Origin of the sequence: Algiphilus aromaticivorans DG1253 (assembly GCF_000733765.1) — a bacterium.
Lineage (GTDB): Bacteria > Pseudomonadota > Gammaproteobacteria > Nevskiales > Nevskiaceae > Algiphilus > Algiphilus aromaticivorans.
In genome coordinates, this window is the sequence record NZ_JPOG01000001.1 from 2,374,176 (window position 1) to 2,390,646 (window position 16,471).

Annotated in this window: 18 protein-coding genes; 7 read left to right on the forward strand and 11 right to left on the reverse strand. The window is 68.4% G+C overall.

Going from position 1 to position 16,471, the window contains the following annotated elements; genetic code table 11:
- Positions 1 to 6 precede the first annotated feature (6 nt).
- From U743_RS11030 to U743_RS11060, 7 genes are read right to left on the reverse strand one after another with little or no spacing between them, the layout of a single operon-like run.
- Positions 7 to 1,095 (reverse strand): nucleotidyl cyclase domain-containing protein, encoded by a 1,089-nt coding sequence (locus U743_RS11030; RefSeq protein WP_043768280.1) that lies wholly within the window; start codon positions 1,093 to 1,095, stop codon positions 7 to 9.
- Positions 1,095 to 1,664 (reverse strand): pilin, encoded by a 570-nt coding sequence (locus U743_RS11035; RefSeq protein ID WP_052367963.1) that lies wholly within the window; start codon positions 1,662 to 1,664, stop codon positions 1,095 to 1,097. Before U743_RS11035 ends, U743_RS11030 begins: the two co-directional genes overlap by 1 nt.
- 49 nt (positions 1,665 to 1,713) lie before the next feature.
- On the reverse strand, positions 1,714 to 2,802 hold the full coding sequence (locus U743_RS11040; protein WP_052367964.1) for a TauD/TfdA family dioxygenase: 1,089 nt from the start codon (positions 2,800 to 2,802) through the stop codon (positions 1,714 to 1,716).
- A gap of 39 nt (positions 2,803 to 2,841) precedes the next feature.
- Positions 2,842 to 4,794: a CASTOR/POLLUX-related putative ion channel gene (locus U743_RS11045; protein ID WP_052367965.1), complete on the reverse strand. Its 1,953-nt coding sequence runs from the start codon at positions 4,792 to 4,794 to the stop codon at positions 2,842 to 2,844.
- A 47-nt stretch (positions 4,795 to 4,841) separates the two neighbouring features.
- Entirely contained in the window at positions 4,842 to 5,801 is a 960-nt protein-coding gene (locus U743_RS11050) for a beta-ketoacyl-ACP synthase III (RefSeq protein ID WP_043768284.1), read from the reverse strand.
- Positions 5,798 to 6,502: a nitroreductase gene (locus U743_RS11055; protein ID WP_043768287.1), complete on the reverse strand. Its 705-nt coding sequence runs from the start codon at positions 6,500 to 6,502 to the stop codon at positions 5,798 to 5,800. The genes U743_RS11050 and U743_RS11055 overlap by 4 nt, the downstream gene beginning before the upstream one ends.
- A 46-nt stretch (positions 6,503 to 6,548) precedes the next feature.
- On the reverse strand, positions 6,549 to 6,785 hold the full coding sequence (locus tag U743_RS11060; protein WP_156966415.1) for a hypothetical protein: 237 nt from the start codon (positions 6,783 to 6,785) through the stop codon (positions 6,549 to 6,551).
- Between the two features lie 116 nt (positions 6,786 to 6,901).
- Between U743_RS11060 and U743_RS11065 the strand changes: the two genes are divergently transcribed.
- The 4 genes from U743_RS11065 (at position 6,902) to U743_RS11080 (ending at position 10,061) form a co-directional block, all read left to right on the forward strand.
- The gene (locus U743_RS11065) at positions 6,902 to 7,378 is read left to right on the forward strand and encodes an SET domain-containing protein (RefSeq protein WP_043768297.1); all 477 of its coding nucleotides are present in this window, start codon (positions 6,902 to 6,904) and stop codon (positions 7,376 to 7,378) included.
- A gap of 53 nt (positions 7,379 to 7,431) precedes the next feature.
- Positions 7,432 to 7,884 (forward strand): DUF4864 domain-containing protein, encoded by a 453-nt coding sequence (locus U743_RS11070; protein ID WP_052367968.1) that lies wholly within the window; start codon positions 7,432 to 7,434, stop codon positions 7,882 to 7,884.
- An 867-nt stretch (positions 7,885 to 8,751) separates the two neighbouring features.
- A complete protein-coding gene (locus U743_RS11075) occupies positions 8,752 to 9,591 on the forward strand; it encodes a class I SAM-dependent methyltransferase (RefSeq protein ID WP_043768300.1) in 840 nt (279 codons plus the stop codon).
- Positions 9,592 to 9,593: 2 nt separating this feature from the next.
- Entirely contained in the window at positions 9,594 to 10,061 is a 468-nt protein-coding gene (locus tag U743_RS11080; protein ID WP_043768303.1) for a C40 family peptidase, read from the forward strand.
- 18 nt (positions 10,062 to 10,079) lie between these two features.
- Here the strand turns inward: U743_RS11080 and U743_RS11085 are convergent, their stop codons facing one another.
- Positions 10,080 to 11,096 (reverse strand): hypothetical protein, encoded by a 1,017-nt coding sequence (locus tag U743_RS11085; protein WP_043768306.1) that lies wholly within the window; start codon positions 11,094 to 11,096, stop codon positions 10,080 to 10,082.
- Positions 11,097 to 11,563: 467 nt separating this feature from the next.
- Between U743_RS11085 and U743_RS11090 the strand changes: the two genes are divergently transcribed.
- Both U743_RS11090 and U743_RS11095 read left to right on the forward strand, forming a co-directional pair.
- The gene (locus U743_RS11090; RefSeq protein ID WP_043768310.1) at positions 11,564 to 12,619 is read left to right on the forward strand and encodes a saccharopine dehydrogenase family protein; all 1,056 of its coding nucleotides are present in this window, start codon (positions 11,564 to 11,566) and stop codon (positions 12,617 to 12,619) included.
- Positions 12,616 to 13,341 carry an esterase/lipase family protein gene (locus U743_RS11095; RefSeq protein ID WP_052367970.1) on the forward strand — a complete coding sequence of 242 codons (726 nt, stop codon included), beginning with the start codon at positions 12,616 to 12,618 and terminating at the stop codon, positions 13,339 to 13,341. Before U743_RS11090 ends, U743_RS11095 begins: the two co-directional genes overlap by 4 nt.
- Here the strand turns inward: U743_RS11095 and U743_RS11100 are convergent.
- The 3 genes from U743_RS11100 to U743_RS11110 all read right to left on the reverse strand — a co-directional run bounded on the left by U743_RS11100 (position 13,338) and on the right by U743_RS11110 (position 16,208).
- A complete protein-coding gene (locus U743_RS11100) occupies positions 13,338 to 14,552 on the reverse strand; it encodes an RsmB/NOP family class I SAM-dependent RNA methyltransferase (protein ID WP_052367972.1) in 1,215 nt (404 codons plus the stop codon). The two genes, U743_RS11095 and U743_RS11100, sit on opposite strands and share 4 nt — an antisense overlap.
- Before the next feature lie 106 nt (positions 14,553 to 14,658).
- Positions 14,659 to 15,636 carry a tRNA dihydrouridine synthase DusB gene (gene dusB / locus U743_RS11105; RefSeq protein ID WP_043771960.1) on the reverse strand — a complete coding sequence of 326 codons (978 nt, stop codon included), beginning with the start codon at positions 15,634 to 15,636 and terminating at the stop codon, positions 14,659 to 14,661.
- A 14-nt stretch (positions 15,637 to 15,650) separates the two neighbouring features.
- Positions 15,651 to 16,208 (reverse strand): hypothetical protein, encoded by a 558-nt coding sequence (locus tag U743_RS11110; RefSeq protein ID WP_043768312.1) that lies wholly within the window; start codon positions 16,206 to 16,208, stop codon positions 15,651 to 15,653.
- A gap of 55 nt (positions 16,209 to 16,263) precedes the next feature.
- Here U743_RS11110 and U743_RS18150 point away from each other — a divergent pair, with 55 nt between their 5' ends.
- On the forward strand, positions 16,264 to 16,455 hold the full coding sequence (locus U743_RS18150) for a hypothetical protein (RefSeq protein WP_198022013.1): 192 nt from the start codon (positions 16,264 to 16,266) through the stop codon (positions 16,453 to 16,455).
- The last annotated feature ends 16 nt before the right edge of the window (positions 16,456 to 16,471 follow it).

Here is a 16,471-nt window from a genome sequence, read left to right on the forward strand (position 1 = left end):
ACCCTCTCAGACACTGACCACCCGCGGCGACGCATCTGGGGACTCCCCAATCAGAGCCGTGGTGGCTGCAGCTTCCAGCGCGGCAGCGCTGCAAGCGCGGTCCTGAGTGGCCGCACCAGCCAGCTTGGGGGCTGGCAGGCCAGCGTCGGAGAAGGCGCGGTTGATGCGCTGACAGAAGCTAGCCGCGGCATCGATGCCGGTGGCCGGCAGCAGCACGGCCAGCCGCCCGCCCTGCACCCGCGCGGGCGTGTCCGAGTTCAGACGCATCGTGCCGCGCAGCAGGAGGGCCGCCTGTTGCAACGCGGCCTCCGAGCCATCAACCGGCTCGAGCAGAACCAGACCCGACCAGCTGTTCTGGCGCGCGGCCCGGCGAAGTTCTCGGGCTGTGCGCTCACGCAGGAAGCGGGCGGTGAACACCCCCGTCTCGGGGTCGATGCGCAGCAGTTCGGCACCAGCGGCTGTATCCGGGTAGATCCAGCGTCGCGCGTGCAGCGCCACGGCCACCGCAAGTAGAAGCACGCTGAGCAGCGTCAGCGCGCCCAATGGTGCGCCCGGGCCGAAGAGCGCGAAGCCCACTCGCAGCGCGCCCTCGGGATGGATCCAGGCCAGCTGCTGCATGGCAATCACCGCGCCAAAGCCGGCCAGTAGATAGCCCGTCAGGCACCATCCGGCGCGCCCCGGCAACAGGCTCAGAGCCGCAACGATGAGTACGGGCGGCAGTGCTAGCAGCGGGCCGTGGAGGCCGCCGCTGAAGTGGAAAGCGTAGAAGAGATGCAGGCCCAGCCAAACCAGCACGGCGAACTGCAGCCAGCCGACGCGGTGCTCGGCACTGCGCGGGATGCGCTCGAACCAGTCGCGTCGCAGCAGCAGCGTCGTCAGCACCAGGGTGTTCAGCGCGAAAACGGCGAGCAGCGTGTTGAAGCCGGTCGAGAACCCGGCCCGTTCCGGCCAGTCGAAACCGGGGACGGCGCGCAGCCAGAGCTGGGTCGCGATCTGCCAGCCCAGCAACAACCAGGCGAAGACGACGAGCTGGCGCAGCAGCCGCAGGCGGTCCTCCAGCAACATGCGCGGCAATGCCGGGATGGGGGCTTTCATCACTTGTTCCTTCCCGGCGCATTACCGGAATTGCCGGGCGACCCGCCGGACTGCCCCGGCGGAACACCGCCAGGAGGTCCACCGGGCGGACTGCCCGGGTCGCCCGGCGGTGCGTTGGCGCCATCGCGACAGCTTGCCGGCAGGTAGTTCGCCGGCAGCGTCGCGCTGCACTCCCAGCGTATGCCGCGGTCGCCGGAAGGCGTCAGCGTCAGTGTCAGTGTCTCTCCGTCGATCATGGGATCGCCGAAGGTCACCTCGATGACGCCGCCGGGACGAATCGCCACCGAGCGCACATAGCGCCCCCCGATGGCTTCCGGCGGATCGAGATAGGCCGCCTCGTTCGAGTCCGGGTAGCGCCCGTCGATCATCAGTGACTCGGCGACCGCCGTCTTCAGGCTGCTGGCGAAGATGTACCCCTCCGCCACCTTCGCGCGCACGACATAGCTCTGGTAACTCGGGATGGCAATGGCGGCGAGGATGCCCACGACCGTCACAACGATCATCAGCTCCAGCAGCGTGAAGCCTTGCTGCCACGGCGTACGCGCCCGCCACTCCGGGCCGCCCCTCATGAGCGCGCCTTAACGGCAAGCCGCGGCGCACCGCCGCACCACGGAACGCTCACGCCCAGGCCACAGCGACCAGGCGCTCACCCTGGAAGGGCTGTCGACCGTGCGCAACGCTGGCGTTGTCGATGGCGAGTACGTCGCCGCGCTGCCAGGGCTGCACGACCGTGTTGCGCCACACGACATCACAGACGTGGCGGATATGGCTGCTGGGGATCTCTCCGCCGTCGGCATAGGTGACGTGATAGCTCTGGCGGTCGGCAGGCAGCAGGCGATGCTTGGCCACCGCGATCAGCTTCAGCGCCGCCGCCGACGCGAACAGCCGTGGACTGCCCAGCAGGCGGGCCTGCCTGGCCAACTCGTGCGGCGTGGCGGCCAGATGCATGACCTGACTGTGGTTGAACCAGGCCATTTCGCCGGTCTCGGGATGCGCACGCACGGCGGGATGCGTACTGTAGAGCGTCAGCCGGTCATCGTCGTCCCAGACCAGTTCGTCGCCGGCCTCATGGGCGATGCGCTCGACCTCGGCCTTGTCGGTGGTGCCGTAGACCTCGTGCCAGCGCTTGAACTGGAAGACATCGAAATTGTGCTTCGCCTTCGGCCCCTTGTAGGCGCGGATATGGCGCACGCCGCGCGTCTCGAAGGCCTCGCGCACCACGGGGTCGAGGTCGCGATAGACCCTGCGCAGATCGGTCAGCGGTGTGGCCCCGCCCACCGCCGAGGGCGTCGGGCACCAGAAGAAGAGGCTGTGCGGGGCGCGATCGAAATAGAAGCTCATCTCCGCGTGCTGCGGGATCGGATAGTGCGGCGGCAGCTCGGTGGAGGTGAAGACGTAATCGGAGAGCTTGCGGCGCGGGCTCTGGCCCAGGTATTCACACTGCAGGTCGGGCGCGATGACCCGCGCCGCATCCTCGAAGGCCTGCGCCTGGTCGACGGCAAAGCCACGGAAGCGAAGCGCGCCATGCTTGCGGCGAGCGGCCATGACGGCATCGTGCCGCTCGGCGATCCAGTCCGCGAGCACGGTGCCCGGTGCCGGAGCGGTGACGCACAGCGGGAGCCCGCGCTCGGAATCCGGCAGGCTGCCTGCAAGCGGTTCCGCATCCTGTAGCGATCGATCGCCCCGGAGATCCTGTGTCGACTCCATGCTGCTACTCCTTTCTTGGTCGCTTGCCGCAACCACAGCCTAGCGCGCCTCCGGCGCGAAGCCCATGCCCGGTGACAGCAGCAACAGTTGCAGATCCGATGCCGGCGGCGGCACGGCCTCCGCCGGCGGGCGCAGGGTGATGCTTCCGTCGGCCGTCATCCAGCCCAGTAACAGGCCGCGCTCACGCAGCATGACCCGCAGCATCGCACAGGTGGCGCCTTCGGCCGCCGCTCCGCACTCGGCGCGCGGCAGCAGCACGAGATCGGCGCCGTCGCGCTGCAACAGGGCGTCGAAGACGGGCAGCAATTCCTGCCGCAGCGCGCCCTGACCAAGCAGGTGGCTGACGATCAAGGGCGGTACCAGCAGATCCTCCCGGTCCGCCCCCATCAAGGGCGTATTGTCCGAATCCGCCAGCTCCAGCAGCACGCGCGGCGGCCGGGGCGCTTCGGCGAGCAGGCGCCGGAGCACCAGCTTGGCGACGATGGCCCGGGCGTCGGCCTCCTGCTCATCGCTGATCAACTCGGAAGTGGCGATGAACACCGCGTCGAAGCGTTCCGGATGGCAGGCGGCCAGTTCGTGCTCGACCACCAGGTCGGCCTCGACGTGCGTGCATTGCACGCGGCCATCCTCGGGCAGAAAGGGGGCACAAAGCCGGTCGCGCGCCTCCGCCGAGTACTGCGACACGACCGTCAGCGCCACGGTCATGTCCTCGCGACCGGCCAGTTCCTCCAGCAACGCCAGATGCCGTTGATTCCACCCCAGGATGAGCAGCCGGCGCGCCGCGACCGCAGCCGGCGCAGGCGTTGTCGGCGGCGTCGCCGCCGACTGCGGTGGGGCCTCCTCCACCGCTTCTTCCGGCTCGGTGGCGTCATGATGCGCAGCGATGAAGACGAGCCGGTCCCCCGCGAGCACACACGTGTCGCCGGGCGGATTCAGCCGCGCCTCGAAACCTTCGGTGCTCGGCCGCGCGATACCGCAGACGAGCGCATGGGGGAAGCGCGCCTGCAGGGCATCGAAGCGCTGCCCCGCCAGCTCTTCCGCCTCGCGCACATGGAAGCGATGACTACCCGAGCGCGTCAGCAGCGCCGCGAAGACGCGAGCAATGCCAGGATGACGCAGTTGCTGGACAACCATGCGGTTCACGATCTGATCGACCGCGACCAGCGCCAGCGGCCCCGGGTAGGCGGCCCGCGCCACCTCGCGTTGCCGCCGGTCCTGCAGCTCCGCGACCACCAGCGGACGCGCAGCGCTGGACAATGCACGCGCCTCCTCGCCGAGTGCCATCAGCGTCTTGATGGTGGCGACATCCTCGGACTGCTGTACCGAACGGGCGAACACGCCGCCGGGAAGAATGATCACCGCTGCCTGCGGCACATTCACGCGGTGCAGGTCCACGGTCTGCAAGGGATCACCGCTGCGCAGCACCAGTTCGCGGCTGTGCCGGCCACGCAGGCCGAGCTGCCGGAAACGCTGTGCGACGCCGGCGTCGACGCGCTCGGACAGCACGGCGATACGCAGTCGGCGCGCGCCGACGCGACGCAGGAAGCGGCGCAGACGACCGCCCGCGTTGAGGATCTCCGCCACCACTGGAAGCGTGCGGCTGCCGAAGCCGAGCACGACGATGTGACGGCGTGCGGTAATCGGGGTCAGCCCCTGTTCCAGCGCGCGCATGGTGCGCGTCAGCCATTGCGTGAGAATAGCGATGAGCGTGCCCATGAACAGCACATAGCCGCTCACGGTCAATCCGGTGGAGACCACGCGCCGCCAGCTGCCCGCGTCATCACCCAGATAGCCGGGATCGGTCAGGCGCAGAAAGGCCCACCACACCGCCTCGCCGAGCCGCTCTTCCCCCGTTGGCAGGATGAGCAATCCACCGATCAGAGACACAACGCCGATCGCTCCGGCCACGACCAGCAGCTGGTAACCGGCGCCCTTGATGAACTGGCGCTCGAAGAAGTAGCGCAGCCGGTCGGCTGCCCGCAGGCGGTACATCGACGCGATTCCGGAAGACGAGTCCGCAGTCTACGCCGCCGCGCGGCTCAGTAGCGCAATAGCACGCTGCCCCAGGTCATGCCGCCACCAACCCCCTGCAGCAGCAGGGTCTGCCCGGCACTGACGCGCGCATCGCGCACCGCGGTATCCAGCGCCAGCGGCACGGAAGCCGCCGAGGTATTGCCGTGCCGCGCGACCGTCGTGACCACGCGCTCGCGCGCGATCCCGACCTTGTCCGCCAGGGCATTGATGATGCGCATATTGGCCTGGTGGGGAATGAACCAGTCGAGATCCTCGGCACCGACCCCGGATTCGGCGAGCAGCTTCTGCGCGGACTCGCCGAGCGCGCGCACGGCCAGACGAAAGACGGCCTGCCCGTCCATCTCCAGGAAGGGATTGCCGCGCACCTGTCCCTCGCTGATACCGCCGGTCACACGGAGAATGTGGCCGAGGCTGCCGTCGGCACCGAGATGCGTGCCCAGCACGCCGTGCTCGGCGTCGGGTGTCACGACCACGGCACCGGCGCCGTCGCCGAAGAGGACACAGGTGCGTCGGTCGTTCCAGTCCAGCAGCCGCGAGAAGACCTCCGCACCGACCACCAGCGCGCAGCGGTGGCTGCCGGTCGCGACCATGCGCTCGGCAATCGTCAGGGCATAGATGAAGCCGGTGCAGACCGCCTGCACGTCGAAGGCCGCGGCCGCGCCCACGCCCAGCTTGTCCTGCAGGATGCAGGCCGTGGACGGGAAGATCATATCCGGCGTCGTGGTCGCGACGATGATGAGATCCACGTCGCCGGGCACCAGGCCGGCGGCGTCGAGCGCATTGCGTGCCGCCGCCAGCGCCAGATCGCTGGTCAGCTCGTCGTCGGCGGCAACGTGCCGGGCCTCGATACCGGTGCGCGAGACGATCCACTCGTCGGAGGTATCGATGCGGCTTTCCAGCTCGCTGTTGGTGACGACACGCTCCGGCAGATAGCTGCCGGTGCCGCGGATGCGTGCATAGCTCATGAGTCTTGCGCTACGAAATGGACGAAGTCATCGAGGCCCGCTCGCGGGCTCTGCATGTGATTGACAGCTGCCTCGGGGTCGGCATGCCCGACGGCGATGCCGCAGTGAAGCATTTGAGAATCCGGGATGTCGCAGAAGGCGGCGACCTCACGGTGCCAGATCGCCCAGGCCTCCTGCGGGCAGGTGTGCAGGCCGCGCTCGCGGGCGGCCAGCATGAAGCTCTGCTGGAACATGCCCAGATGCGCCCATTGATTGACGTTCATGATGCGCTCCACCGCGAAGAAGACCGCCGCCGGCGCGCCGAAGAACTCGAAGTTGCGCGCGAACTGCGTCAGGCGCGCGGCCTTGTCTTCGCGCGGTATGCCCAGCGTGCCGTAGAGCAGCTCGCCGATATCGCGGCGGCGCGAGCGGAAGGGATCAGGCAGATCCTCGGGGTAGACCGGGTATTCCGGCGGTTCGCCGAAGGGGTGCTTCTTCATCGCCTCGCGGATACGCGCGCGAAAGGCATCAGTAGCGGCGCCGTTGAGCACATAGGCTGACCAGGGCTGGAGATTGCCGCCGGAGGGCGCACGCGCGGCATCAGTGAGCAGCTCGCGCAGCGTGGCGTCGGCCACCGGCGCGTCGGTGAAGGCACGGATACTGCGCCGCGAATACAGGGCTTCGCGCACACCGGTGGCGGGCGCGGTGATCGTCTCGGTCATCCGCGCATGGTAGCGGGGCGCGCCGGCCGCGGCAGCGGCCGCGCGGTCACCCGAGGTAAAGCACCAGCAGTGCCGCCGCGCAAGCGATCGCAATCAGCCCGCCGGCAACGCCCGCGATGATGGTCAGGCGTCGGCGCTTGCGGTGCCGCTGCTGCTCGGCGTAGATCGCCTCCATCTCCGCGCGTGGCATGACGTCCATGTCCCAGTGCGTGGTGTGCTGCTCCTTGACCTCATCCAGCAACACCTGCCGCGGCTTGGGCGATGGCTCGTCGTCGCGATTCATGCCCTGCATGCTAGCAGCGCACGAGCACGCAGAGTGCGGTCGTCGCGACGGTGTCGCTTGCGGCCAGCGCGCGGCTGCTGCAGGCTCGCGCTACAACACTTCTTCCGGAAACATGCATGCGCCCGCGCATCAAGGTTCGCCGCTCACCGATCCATGGCAACGGTGTCTTCGCCAATCGCGACATCCCCGCCGGCACCGAGATCATTCAATACCGCGGTCGACTGCTCACCCACGACGAGGCCGATCAGCGCTATGGCGGCAACGTCGAGGAAGGCCAAACCTATCTCTTCACGCTGAACGAGACCTACGTCATCGACGGCGAGGACAACGGCAACTCCGCGCGCTGGATCAACCACAGCTGCGACCCGAACTGCCAGGCGGTCACCGTAGAGGACGCCCACGAGCGACCCGAGCGCGACCGCATCGTCATCGAAGCGCTGCGCGACATCAGTGCCGGCGAAGAGCTGTCCTTCGACTACGGCATCGTGCTCGAAGTGCCACACACCGCGGCGCGCAAGCGCGTCTGGGCCTGCCACTGCGGCAGCCCGCGCTGCACCGGAACCCTTCTGAAACCGAAGTCGGGCAGGAAGTGACAGCGTCTGACGGCTGACCTAGTCTCAAGCTCCGAACCCACGCAGAGCCCGCCATGTCCCTGCCTCGTCTGCTGCCTGCCCTCGTCGCCTTCGTCGGCTTGCTGCCGATCGCACACGCCCAGGAGGCGCCCGCCCCCGAACTCGGCCCGGACGAGGTCGTCGCTGCCCAGCTCGCCGGTTTCGCCCAGGGTGACGACGAAGGCATTGCCCGGGCCTTCGCATTCGCCTCACCGGGCAATCGCGCCAACACCGGCCCGCTGCCGCGCTTCACCCGAATGATTCGCGAGGCCTACCCCGAGCTGATCGGTCACCGCGGGGCGGAGCTGGCGCCCCTGCGCAAAGACGATTCCCACGCCTATCAGGGCGTCGAAATCGTTGGCCCGGACGGTCGTGACCACCTCTATCTCTTCATTCTCAGCCGCTACGAGGACGAAGATTGCGACGGCTGTTGGATGACCGACGGCGTCAGTAAGCGGCCAACCGACCCGGACGCCAAGGCGCTCTGAGGGCTATGACGGCAGCGTGGGACAGCTAGGAATCACAGATTTCCGCGGATTCCTTTGATTGGCTACGATGTCGCGAAGCCACGCCCCCGTCGAAACTCCGCTTCGCCAGCGCCGGAGTGCCGGGTGAATGCAGCGGGGAGGCGCGGCTGGTAACCCTCCATAGGATTACGGCAATCAGAAGTCGAATCTTCTCGTAACCTGACTTGAGGAGGTTCCCATGCGGAAATCGCGGTTCTTCACGCACTCGGGACACTGATAACCGGCCTTAGTCACACTCGCACCAACTGGCCGCGGAGCTTCCTCATCGACCCCCATCGCGACCCTGACTTCTAACTTCCATAAGATCGCGACGAAATATCATAAAGACTAAAGCACCAACTACAAGTCCCAATAAAAGCCCTATTAGGGATTCTGCACGACCAGAATCAGTGGTCACGGCACCACTGCCTTGACCGCTCGGGATCGGCTCACCGGTAATAAAAAGATAGAGCATATAACCGATCCAAATGATCATGACCGGCCCAAAGAACCAGATCCTGCGCACCTTTGGTGCAAACAGCTCCCTTACTGACATCCTTGCTCCTCAGACCAGTCTTGCAACACATCTTCGTGCGATTTGTCTGGAAAGTAAAAGTGCTCCCACCCGACGAGCGTATGTGTGAAACCGACAACGTAGTTCGGGCCAGTCCATGAACACTCGATAGTTACCTCCTTCCAGACATATTCCACAGCCTCTGCATGATTCGCCCCCTCACGACACTGAGTTGCATGCCCCCGGTTCAATGTTCCATCCGGATCGACGAAAGAGCTGCGCCGGCCCCTGCCAGGCGCTAGGCTGACGACCCCCCAACGGCTTCTGGAAACGCCATGAGAATCCTCCCCGCCCTGATCGGTCTGCTGCTGGTCCTGCCCGCCACAGCAATGCAAAGCGACACCGACGCCACGCTCGAGTCCGCGCTGGCCGGCGAGCACCGCGAGGCGGACAACCGGGCGCGCGACCGCTACCGCAACCCGTCCGATACGCTGGCCTTCTTCGGCTGGCAGCCGCAGATGACGGTGGTCGAGCTGTGGCCGGGCGGCGGCTGGTACACGGAGATTCTCGCTCCCATCACGCGCGATCAGGGCAAGCTCTTCGCCGCTGCTTTCGCGCTCAGCGACCCCGAAGCGCCGGACTACCGCACCCGCATCCAGCGGCGCTATCTGCAGATGCTGGGTGCCGCGCCGCAGGTCTACGACCACGTGGTCGTCACCGAGCTGGGCACGCCCGGCCGCGCCAACATCGCCCCGCCCGGCAGCGCTGATCTGGTGCTGACCTTCCGCAATGTGCACAACTGGATGGCCGCGGATGAGGCGGACACCGTCTTCGGCGCCGCCTATCGCGCGCTGCGACCGGGCGGCACCTTCGGCGTCGTAGAGCATCGCGCACCGGAGGGCACCGATCGCGCCGCCATGATCGACAGCGGCTATGTCACCGAGGCGTACGTCATTGCACTGGCCGAGGCCGCCGGCTTCGAACTGGCCGCGCGCAGCGACATCAACGCCAACCCCGACGACGACGCCGACCATCCGGAGGGCGTCTGGACGCTGCCGCCGAGCCTGCGCCACTGCCGGCAACAGCCGGAATCGGCGCGGGCGGATTGCGAGGCGCGCTACCGCGCCATCGGCGAATCCGACCGCATGACGCTGCGCTTCCGCAAGCCCGAGTGAGCATGCGTGCCGCCGCGGTCGCACTGCTCGGGCTACTGCTCGTCGCCTGCGCCTCGCATCCGAGACAGCCGGCGCCGGCCTCGCCCGCCGAGACCGAGCTGCGCCAGCGCATCCTGGAGGAGGCACTGGCGCAGCTCGGCCGGCCCTATCGCTACGGCGGCGGCGACCACGCGGGCTTCGACTGTAGCGGCCTGGTGCTGCACGTCTATCGCGACGCCGGCATCGAGCTGCCGCGCACAGCCGCGCAGCAACGGCGGCATGGTCGAGCCGTAGCCCCCGAGGCGGCGCGCCCGGGCGATCTCTTCTTCTACCGCATCGACGGCGGCGATCACGTCGTGGTCTACATCGGCGACGGCCGCGCGGTTCACGCGCCCCGCCCCGGGCGCACCGTCACCATCGCGGAGGTCAATCGGGACTGGTGGAAGAAGCGGCTGGTGGGCGCGCGCCGACTGATCGGCGCCGGCGTCTGAGCCCCACCCGCGCGCCGCTCAATCGGCCAGGATCGCGCGCGCAGCCTCCGATTCGTAGAAGGGGGCGAGCTGGCGTCGGATGGCCGGTTCCAGCAGCTTCTTGCGCTTGAGCAGCCGAATGACCGGATCTGCGAAGCGCGCAATCTCGGCGCTGAGCAGCGCCTCGTCGACACCGAAGTCGAGCAGCAACTCTTCCAGATTCTGCTTGCCGTAGTGCTCGTAGAAGGCGTCGACACCGGCGCAGAGAAGATCCACCAGCCAGTCGGTGCCGCGCAGATGCCGAATGCCATCGTGGACGATACCGGCCCAATCGGCGGCGTCGTCGCCGTCGATGGCGCCGAGCACCTCGGCCACTGTCAGCTCGCGCAAGCGTGCCCAGACCGCGTCCGCACCACGCGCAAGCTCGGCATCCGAGACACCGAGCAGATAGTTGGCGCCGATCTCGGAGGTCGCTTCCACGCTCTTGTCGATGTAATCGTGCAATGTCTTGTCGAGGCTGTCTTCGATGCCCGGACGTGCGCGGCTGAGTACCGAGCGCCCGATCGAGAAGGCCCGCTTGGCGCCCGGCACCGACTGAGTCAGCGGGTTGTTGGTCGCCCACCCGCGGATGCCGTGGTAGAGCAGATCAGCCACGAAGTCGCGATAGGCGCGTGACTCAAGCAGCGAGCGCACGGCCGATTCGCGCAACTCGTGCATGGCAATGGCCTTGTCGCGGCCGGCAGCAAATACGGCGTCGTCGAGCAACTCGCCGAGCGAAACCTGCTCGTGGACCTCGCTCTCGACCAGCGCACGCGCCACGGCCTGCAGCATCTCGCGCAGCCCATCGCGCGTTTCCAGCATTGGCGCGCGCTCGGCGATCAGCGAGCGCACACGCGCTGGTGGCACCGCATCCTGCAGTTTGAGGCGCCGGCAATCGGCAAGGCTGGCGGCGACGGTACCGGCCAGCCACTCGCCGAAGCTCTTGCCTGTCAGTGTTTCCACCACATGAGCAACATGCGCATCCAGCAGGCGCTGCGCGCGATCTTCCGCGGTCATTATTCGCTCCCTCCTCGTGTGATTGCGAAGAGCCTAGCCGCTGCAGGCGTCGGCCACAAAACAGCCCCGGCAGTAGGCGGGGCTCGAATGCGACCCGGTGCCCCTCAGCGAGCGGAAGCCCGAGCCCTAGATTCGCTTGTAGTGCGCAAAGAACTCCTGACCGCACCGTTCGGGCGCAACGAAGCCGTAACCCTTTGCATCGTTGAAGTCCTTCTCTTTACCGGTGAAACCCTCCGCATACCGCCTTCCCCGACAACCGTTCTGCAAAGGCTGGATAGTGCCTTTGCAAGCCCGTGCGCACCGAACGCCAAGCCTGTCTTCCACTGCGCCCGCCGGCCCCGGCCCAACGGCATTCATAGCCCATGACAACCGCCTCGGCTTAGCGTCGCCCCGCCACCCTGTCGACCGCGCCCGCCCCGGCCCGCACGGCGGTATCCTGTACGGCTGTTTCCCGCGGAAAAACCAGCATGCAGTGGATGATCTACGGCGCCAACGGCTACACGGGCGCACTCATCGCGCGCCAGGCAGTCGCCAACGGCCAGCGGCCGATCCTCGCCGGGCGCAACTCCGCCGCGGTGGCGGCGCTGGCGGACGAGCTGGGCCTGGAAGGGCGCGTCTTCGAGCTGCACAACGCTGAGGAATTGGGCCGGCAGCTCGCCGACATCGATCTGGTGCTGCACTGCGCCGGCCCCTTCTCGGCCACCAGCGCACCGATGATTGAGGGTTGTCTGGCGGCACGCGCGCACTATCTGGACATCAGCGGTGAGATCGCGGTCTTCGAGCACGCCCAGGCCCAGGCCACGCGCGCCACCGAAGCCGGCGTTGTGCTCTGCCCGGGCGTCGGCTTCGACGTCATTCCCACCGACTGTGTAGCAGCAAGGCTGGCCGAAGCCATGCCCGAGGCCACGCATCTGGCGCTGGGCTTCGATTCGCGCTCGGGCTTCTCGCCCGGCACGGCCAAGACTTCCGTGGAGGCTCTGGGCCAGGGCGGCAGCATCCGGCGCACCAGCAGGATCACGCCGGTGCCGCTGGCCTGGCGCACGCGCCGCATCGACTTCGGCGACGGCGAGAAGCTGGCCATGACCATTCCCTGGGGCGATGTTTCGACAGCCTTCCACAGCACTGGCATTCCCAACATCGAGGTCTACATTCCCGGCTCGCCCCGACTGGTGAAGAACGCGCGCCGCGCCAACAAGCTGCGCTGGCTGCTGCGCCTGTCGCCGGTGCAGACGCTGCTCAAGAAGCGCATCGAAAAAACGGTGCGCGGCCCCGACGCCGCCACGCGCGACAAGATGCCCACCTTTGTCTGGGGCGAGGTGCGCGACGACAGCGGCCACCAACTGGTGGCTCGCGTGCGCACCGCCAACGGCTACAGCCTGACGGTAAGCGGCTCGCTTGCCGTCATCGCCCACCTGAACGAGAACAAGCCCGAGGGCGGCGCCTACACGCCGTCGCGGCTGGTTGGCTGGCAGCTGGTCGAGCGGCTGCCCGGCTCCGGGGCCATCGCGGTTTCCGAGACATGAGCCGCGTGGTGCCCGAGAATCTGTCCGCCAGGGACGGCAGCCCGCCGCCGGTCAAGCTGCTGCTGGGGGAGTTGCGTGCCCTCGCCGAATGGCCGCGCGGATTGCTGCATCTGCCCACTGGCGGACTGCCGCGCGGCGACGGCCACGCCGTCATCGTGCTGCCGGGTTTCGGCGCCGATGATCGCGCCACGCGCCCGCTGCGGCGCGCATTGGAGCGTCTCGGCTACGCGGCGGAAGGCTGGGGACAGGGTCGCAACCTCGGTATGCGCCGCGCTGTCGGCGAGGCGCTGGACGCACGCATCGAGGCGCTGGCGGGCCGCATCGGCCGCGTCAGCCTCGTCGGCTGGAGCCTCGGCGGCGTCTTCGCGCGCGAGCTGGCGCGCGGCCGGCCGAATGCGGTGCGCCGTGTCATCACGCTGGGCAGCCCCATCACCCACCATCCGCAGGCCACCAACATGGAGCGCATCTTCCGGATGGCGAACCCCAAGTACAGCGGGGAGATCGACTGGGCTGCCTTCACGCGCCGCGAGGCTGCGCCGCCGGTGCCCTGCACGGCGGTCTACTCACCGAGTGACGGCATCGTCGCCGCGCGCTGCTGCCGCGAGCTACCAGGGCCGAACACCGAAAACGTCGCCGTGCGCGGCAGCCACATGGCGATGGTCGCCAATCCGCACGTGCTGCGCGTGGTCGCAGAGCGCCTGGCCCTGCCCGACCGCACCTAGCCGGCGCGCTGCAGCCGCAGCGCACAGAAGGCGTCGCAGCCGTGAACATCGGGCCGCGTGCGTAGCCAGGGATCGTCGGCATCGGCCGGCGGGCTGCCCAGCACACCAGCGGCCGGCACCATCGAGAAATCCGGGTGCGCCTGCAGGAAGCTGGCGACGATATCGTCGTTCTCCTGCGGCAAGAAGCTGCAGGTGGCGTAAACCAGCCGCCCGCCGGGCCGCACAGCGCACGCCGCCGCATCAAGGATGGCGCGCTGCGTGGCAGCCATGGCCGCGAGGTCGACCGCGCGCAGCACCTGATCCGGATGCCGACGCAGCGTACCGCTGCCCGAGCAGGGGGCGTCCACCAGCACCGCGTCAAAGACCGCGTCAGGGGCGTCGCCGTCGAAGGCCTGCACCTCGATGCTGCGCACGCCCAGCCGGTTCGCACGCTCGGCGATGCGCCTCAGCCGCTGCGCATCAGTATCGAAGGCCGTGATCGTGCCGCGGTCGCGCTGCTGGGCAGCCACCGCCAGCGCCTTGCCACCGGCACCGGCGCACCAGTCGGCCACGGTCTCGCCGGCCACCGGCGACAGCAGCTCGCAGATGAGCTGGCTGCCGGCATCCTGCGGCTCGATCAGGCCCTGCCGCCAGGCCTGGGTCTGCTGCAGCGGGCGGCGTGCGGCCAGTCGCAGCGCGTCGGGCGCCCATTCCAGCGGCTGCGCAGTGACGCCGTCCTCGGCGAGCAGCGCCCGCACCTGCTCGCGGCTTCCGCGCAGGCGGTTCACGCGCAGGTCCACGGCGGCCTCCTGGCGCAGGGCCGCCGCCAGTGCGTCGCAGTCGTCCGGATCCATGCGCGCGGTCGCCGCCACGTTCAGCCATTCCGGCCAGTTGCGCCGCGCTTCATCGTCCTCGGCCATTGCCGGCGGCGGTGTCGGCAGACCCAGCCGCGCGAGATCCTCGGCGGTCGCCGCGTGCACCTCGGCAAGCTGGGCGGCCAGCCAGGCGGCGGGCTCATCACCGGCACGGCGGCGCAAGCCAACGGCGCTGCGCAGGCTGCCAAAGAGCAGGCGCGTCACCCAGCGGCGGTCGCGCGCCCCCAGCTTGCGATTTCGACCGATATGGCGTGCGAGCGCCCGGTCGGCGGCCGCACCATCGGCAAGCACTTCTTCGAGCACGGCCTGGGCCAGTCGGACCTGGGCCGGATGCAGGCTGGATAGCGAATCGCTCATGACGCCGGTAGCCGCGTGGTTTCGTTGAACGGCGGCGCGCTGGGCACCTTCAAGAGAGGATGTCGGCATGGCCCCGAGCCACTCAGCTCTGTCGGCGCAGGAAACCTCATGCCGCACGCTGCGCCGCGAAGCCGAAGGCCTCGGCCACCAGACGGCGCTGCTCGCTGGCCGACTCGACACGGCAGACACGCGCCCAGAGCGCGTCGTCATCGACGGAGGATTCGCAGTACCAGCGGATGTGCTTGCGCGCGATGCGCACGCCGCCGCGCTCGCCGTAGAGGCCGTAGAGCGCCTCCATATGCTCGAGCAGCCAGCCGCCGATCTGTATCTGGCTCGGCGGCGCCGGCTGCGGCTCGCCACGCAGCGCGGCGGCGACCTCGCCGAAAATCCAGGGCCGGCCCTGGGCGGCACGGCCGATCATGAGGCCGTCGGCGCCGGTGGCTTGCAGAACGCGCTGCGCCGCCTCGGGCCCATCGATGTCGCCATTGGCGATCACCGGAATGCCCACCGCGGCCTTCACCGCAGCGATGGTGGCGTACTCGGCATCGCCGCGATAGGCCTGGTCGCGCGTACGGCCATGCACCGACAGCATGCGGATACCGGCATCCTCGGCGATGCGCGCCACGCGCACCGCGTTGCGATGCGCCGGATCGACGCCGGTACGGACCTTCAGCGTCACCGGGCAGTCCACCGCGCGCACGACGGCGTGCAGGATGCGCCCCACCAGGCGCTCGTCGGCGAGCAGCGCGCTGCCGGCATCGCGGCGGCAGACCTTCTTGGCCGGGCAGCCCATATTGATGTCGACGATCTGCGCACCGTGCGCGCGGTTGTACTGCGCCGCTCGCGCCAGCATCTCCGGCTCGGCGCCGGCGATCTGCACGGCGATGGGCGCGGATTCGCCTTCGTGGTCGTGGCGGGCGCGGGACTTGGGCGTGCCTCGCAGCTTCGGGTCAGCGTGCGTCATCTCCGAGACGGCCAGCCCGGCGCCCAGGCGCCGGCAGAGCACGCGAAAGCAGCGGTCGGTGACACCAGCCATCGGCGCCAGCAGCAGCGGCGTGTCGATGCGATACGGGCCGATATGCAGCGGCGGCGGCATGCTCACGGCGCGCCCTCCTCCTCGTCGCGGGCTTCGAGCATGGTCTCCATCAGCTCGATGAGGCGAGTGACGAGTTCACCGAAGAAGAGCGACAGGATCATCCCGCCCACCGTCAGCGCCCAGAGCAGGCGTGATTGCAACGTCGTGCCGCTCTCGGCGAGCAGCTGCGTGGAGACGGCGAAGAAGCCGGCGGCCAGCATCAGCGTGCCCAGCAGCACGAAGACAGTCTGATAGAGCGCGCCGCGCAGGCTGGCTGCTGCCGGATCACTGTCGTTCGCGTCGGCCAGGTGGTGCCAGTAAAAGCGACCGATACGCAGGATCACCCGCCCCAGATAGATGCCGGCGCAGAGCAGCGCCGCCGCACCCACCCAGGGCGTCAGCGCGCGCAGCCAGACCGCCGGCGCCGCCAGCCAGATCAGCATGGTCACGATCAGCATTAGCGGCAGTAGACGCGTCACACGCACCGCACGGCGTTGAACCGGCGGGCGCGCGAGCAGGCGCGCTTCGGCCGCACGCAGCTGCCGGCCGAGACGCTTTCGATATCCGGAGGCAACAGCCATGCTCGCGGGTGCGCACTTTTCCTATGATCGGGTATCCATTGTCGCCGATATCCCCATGACGATTGCCGAAGCGATGCGCACCGCCACCGAACACAGCTGCGATATGGAATGGGACGCCGCGGAAGGCCTGTGGCGCATCGGCGCGATATCCTTCGACGCCGACGGCTGCGCGCTGGATAGCGCGCGGCTGGCCGCCATCGACCGCGCGACCTTCATTCGCGACTATATCCCCGACCGCGCCGGCTGAGCGGCGCCCAGGAAGA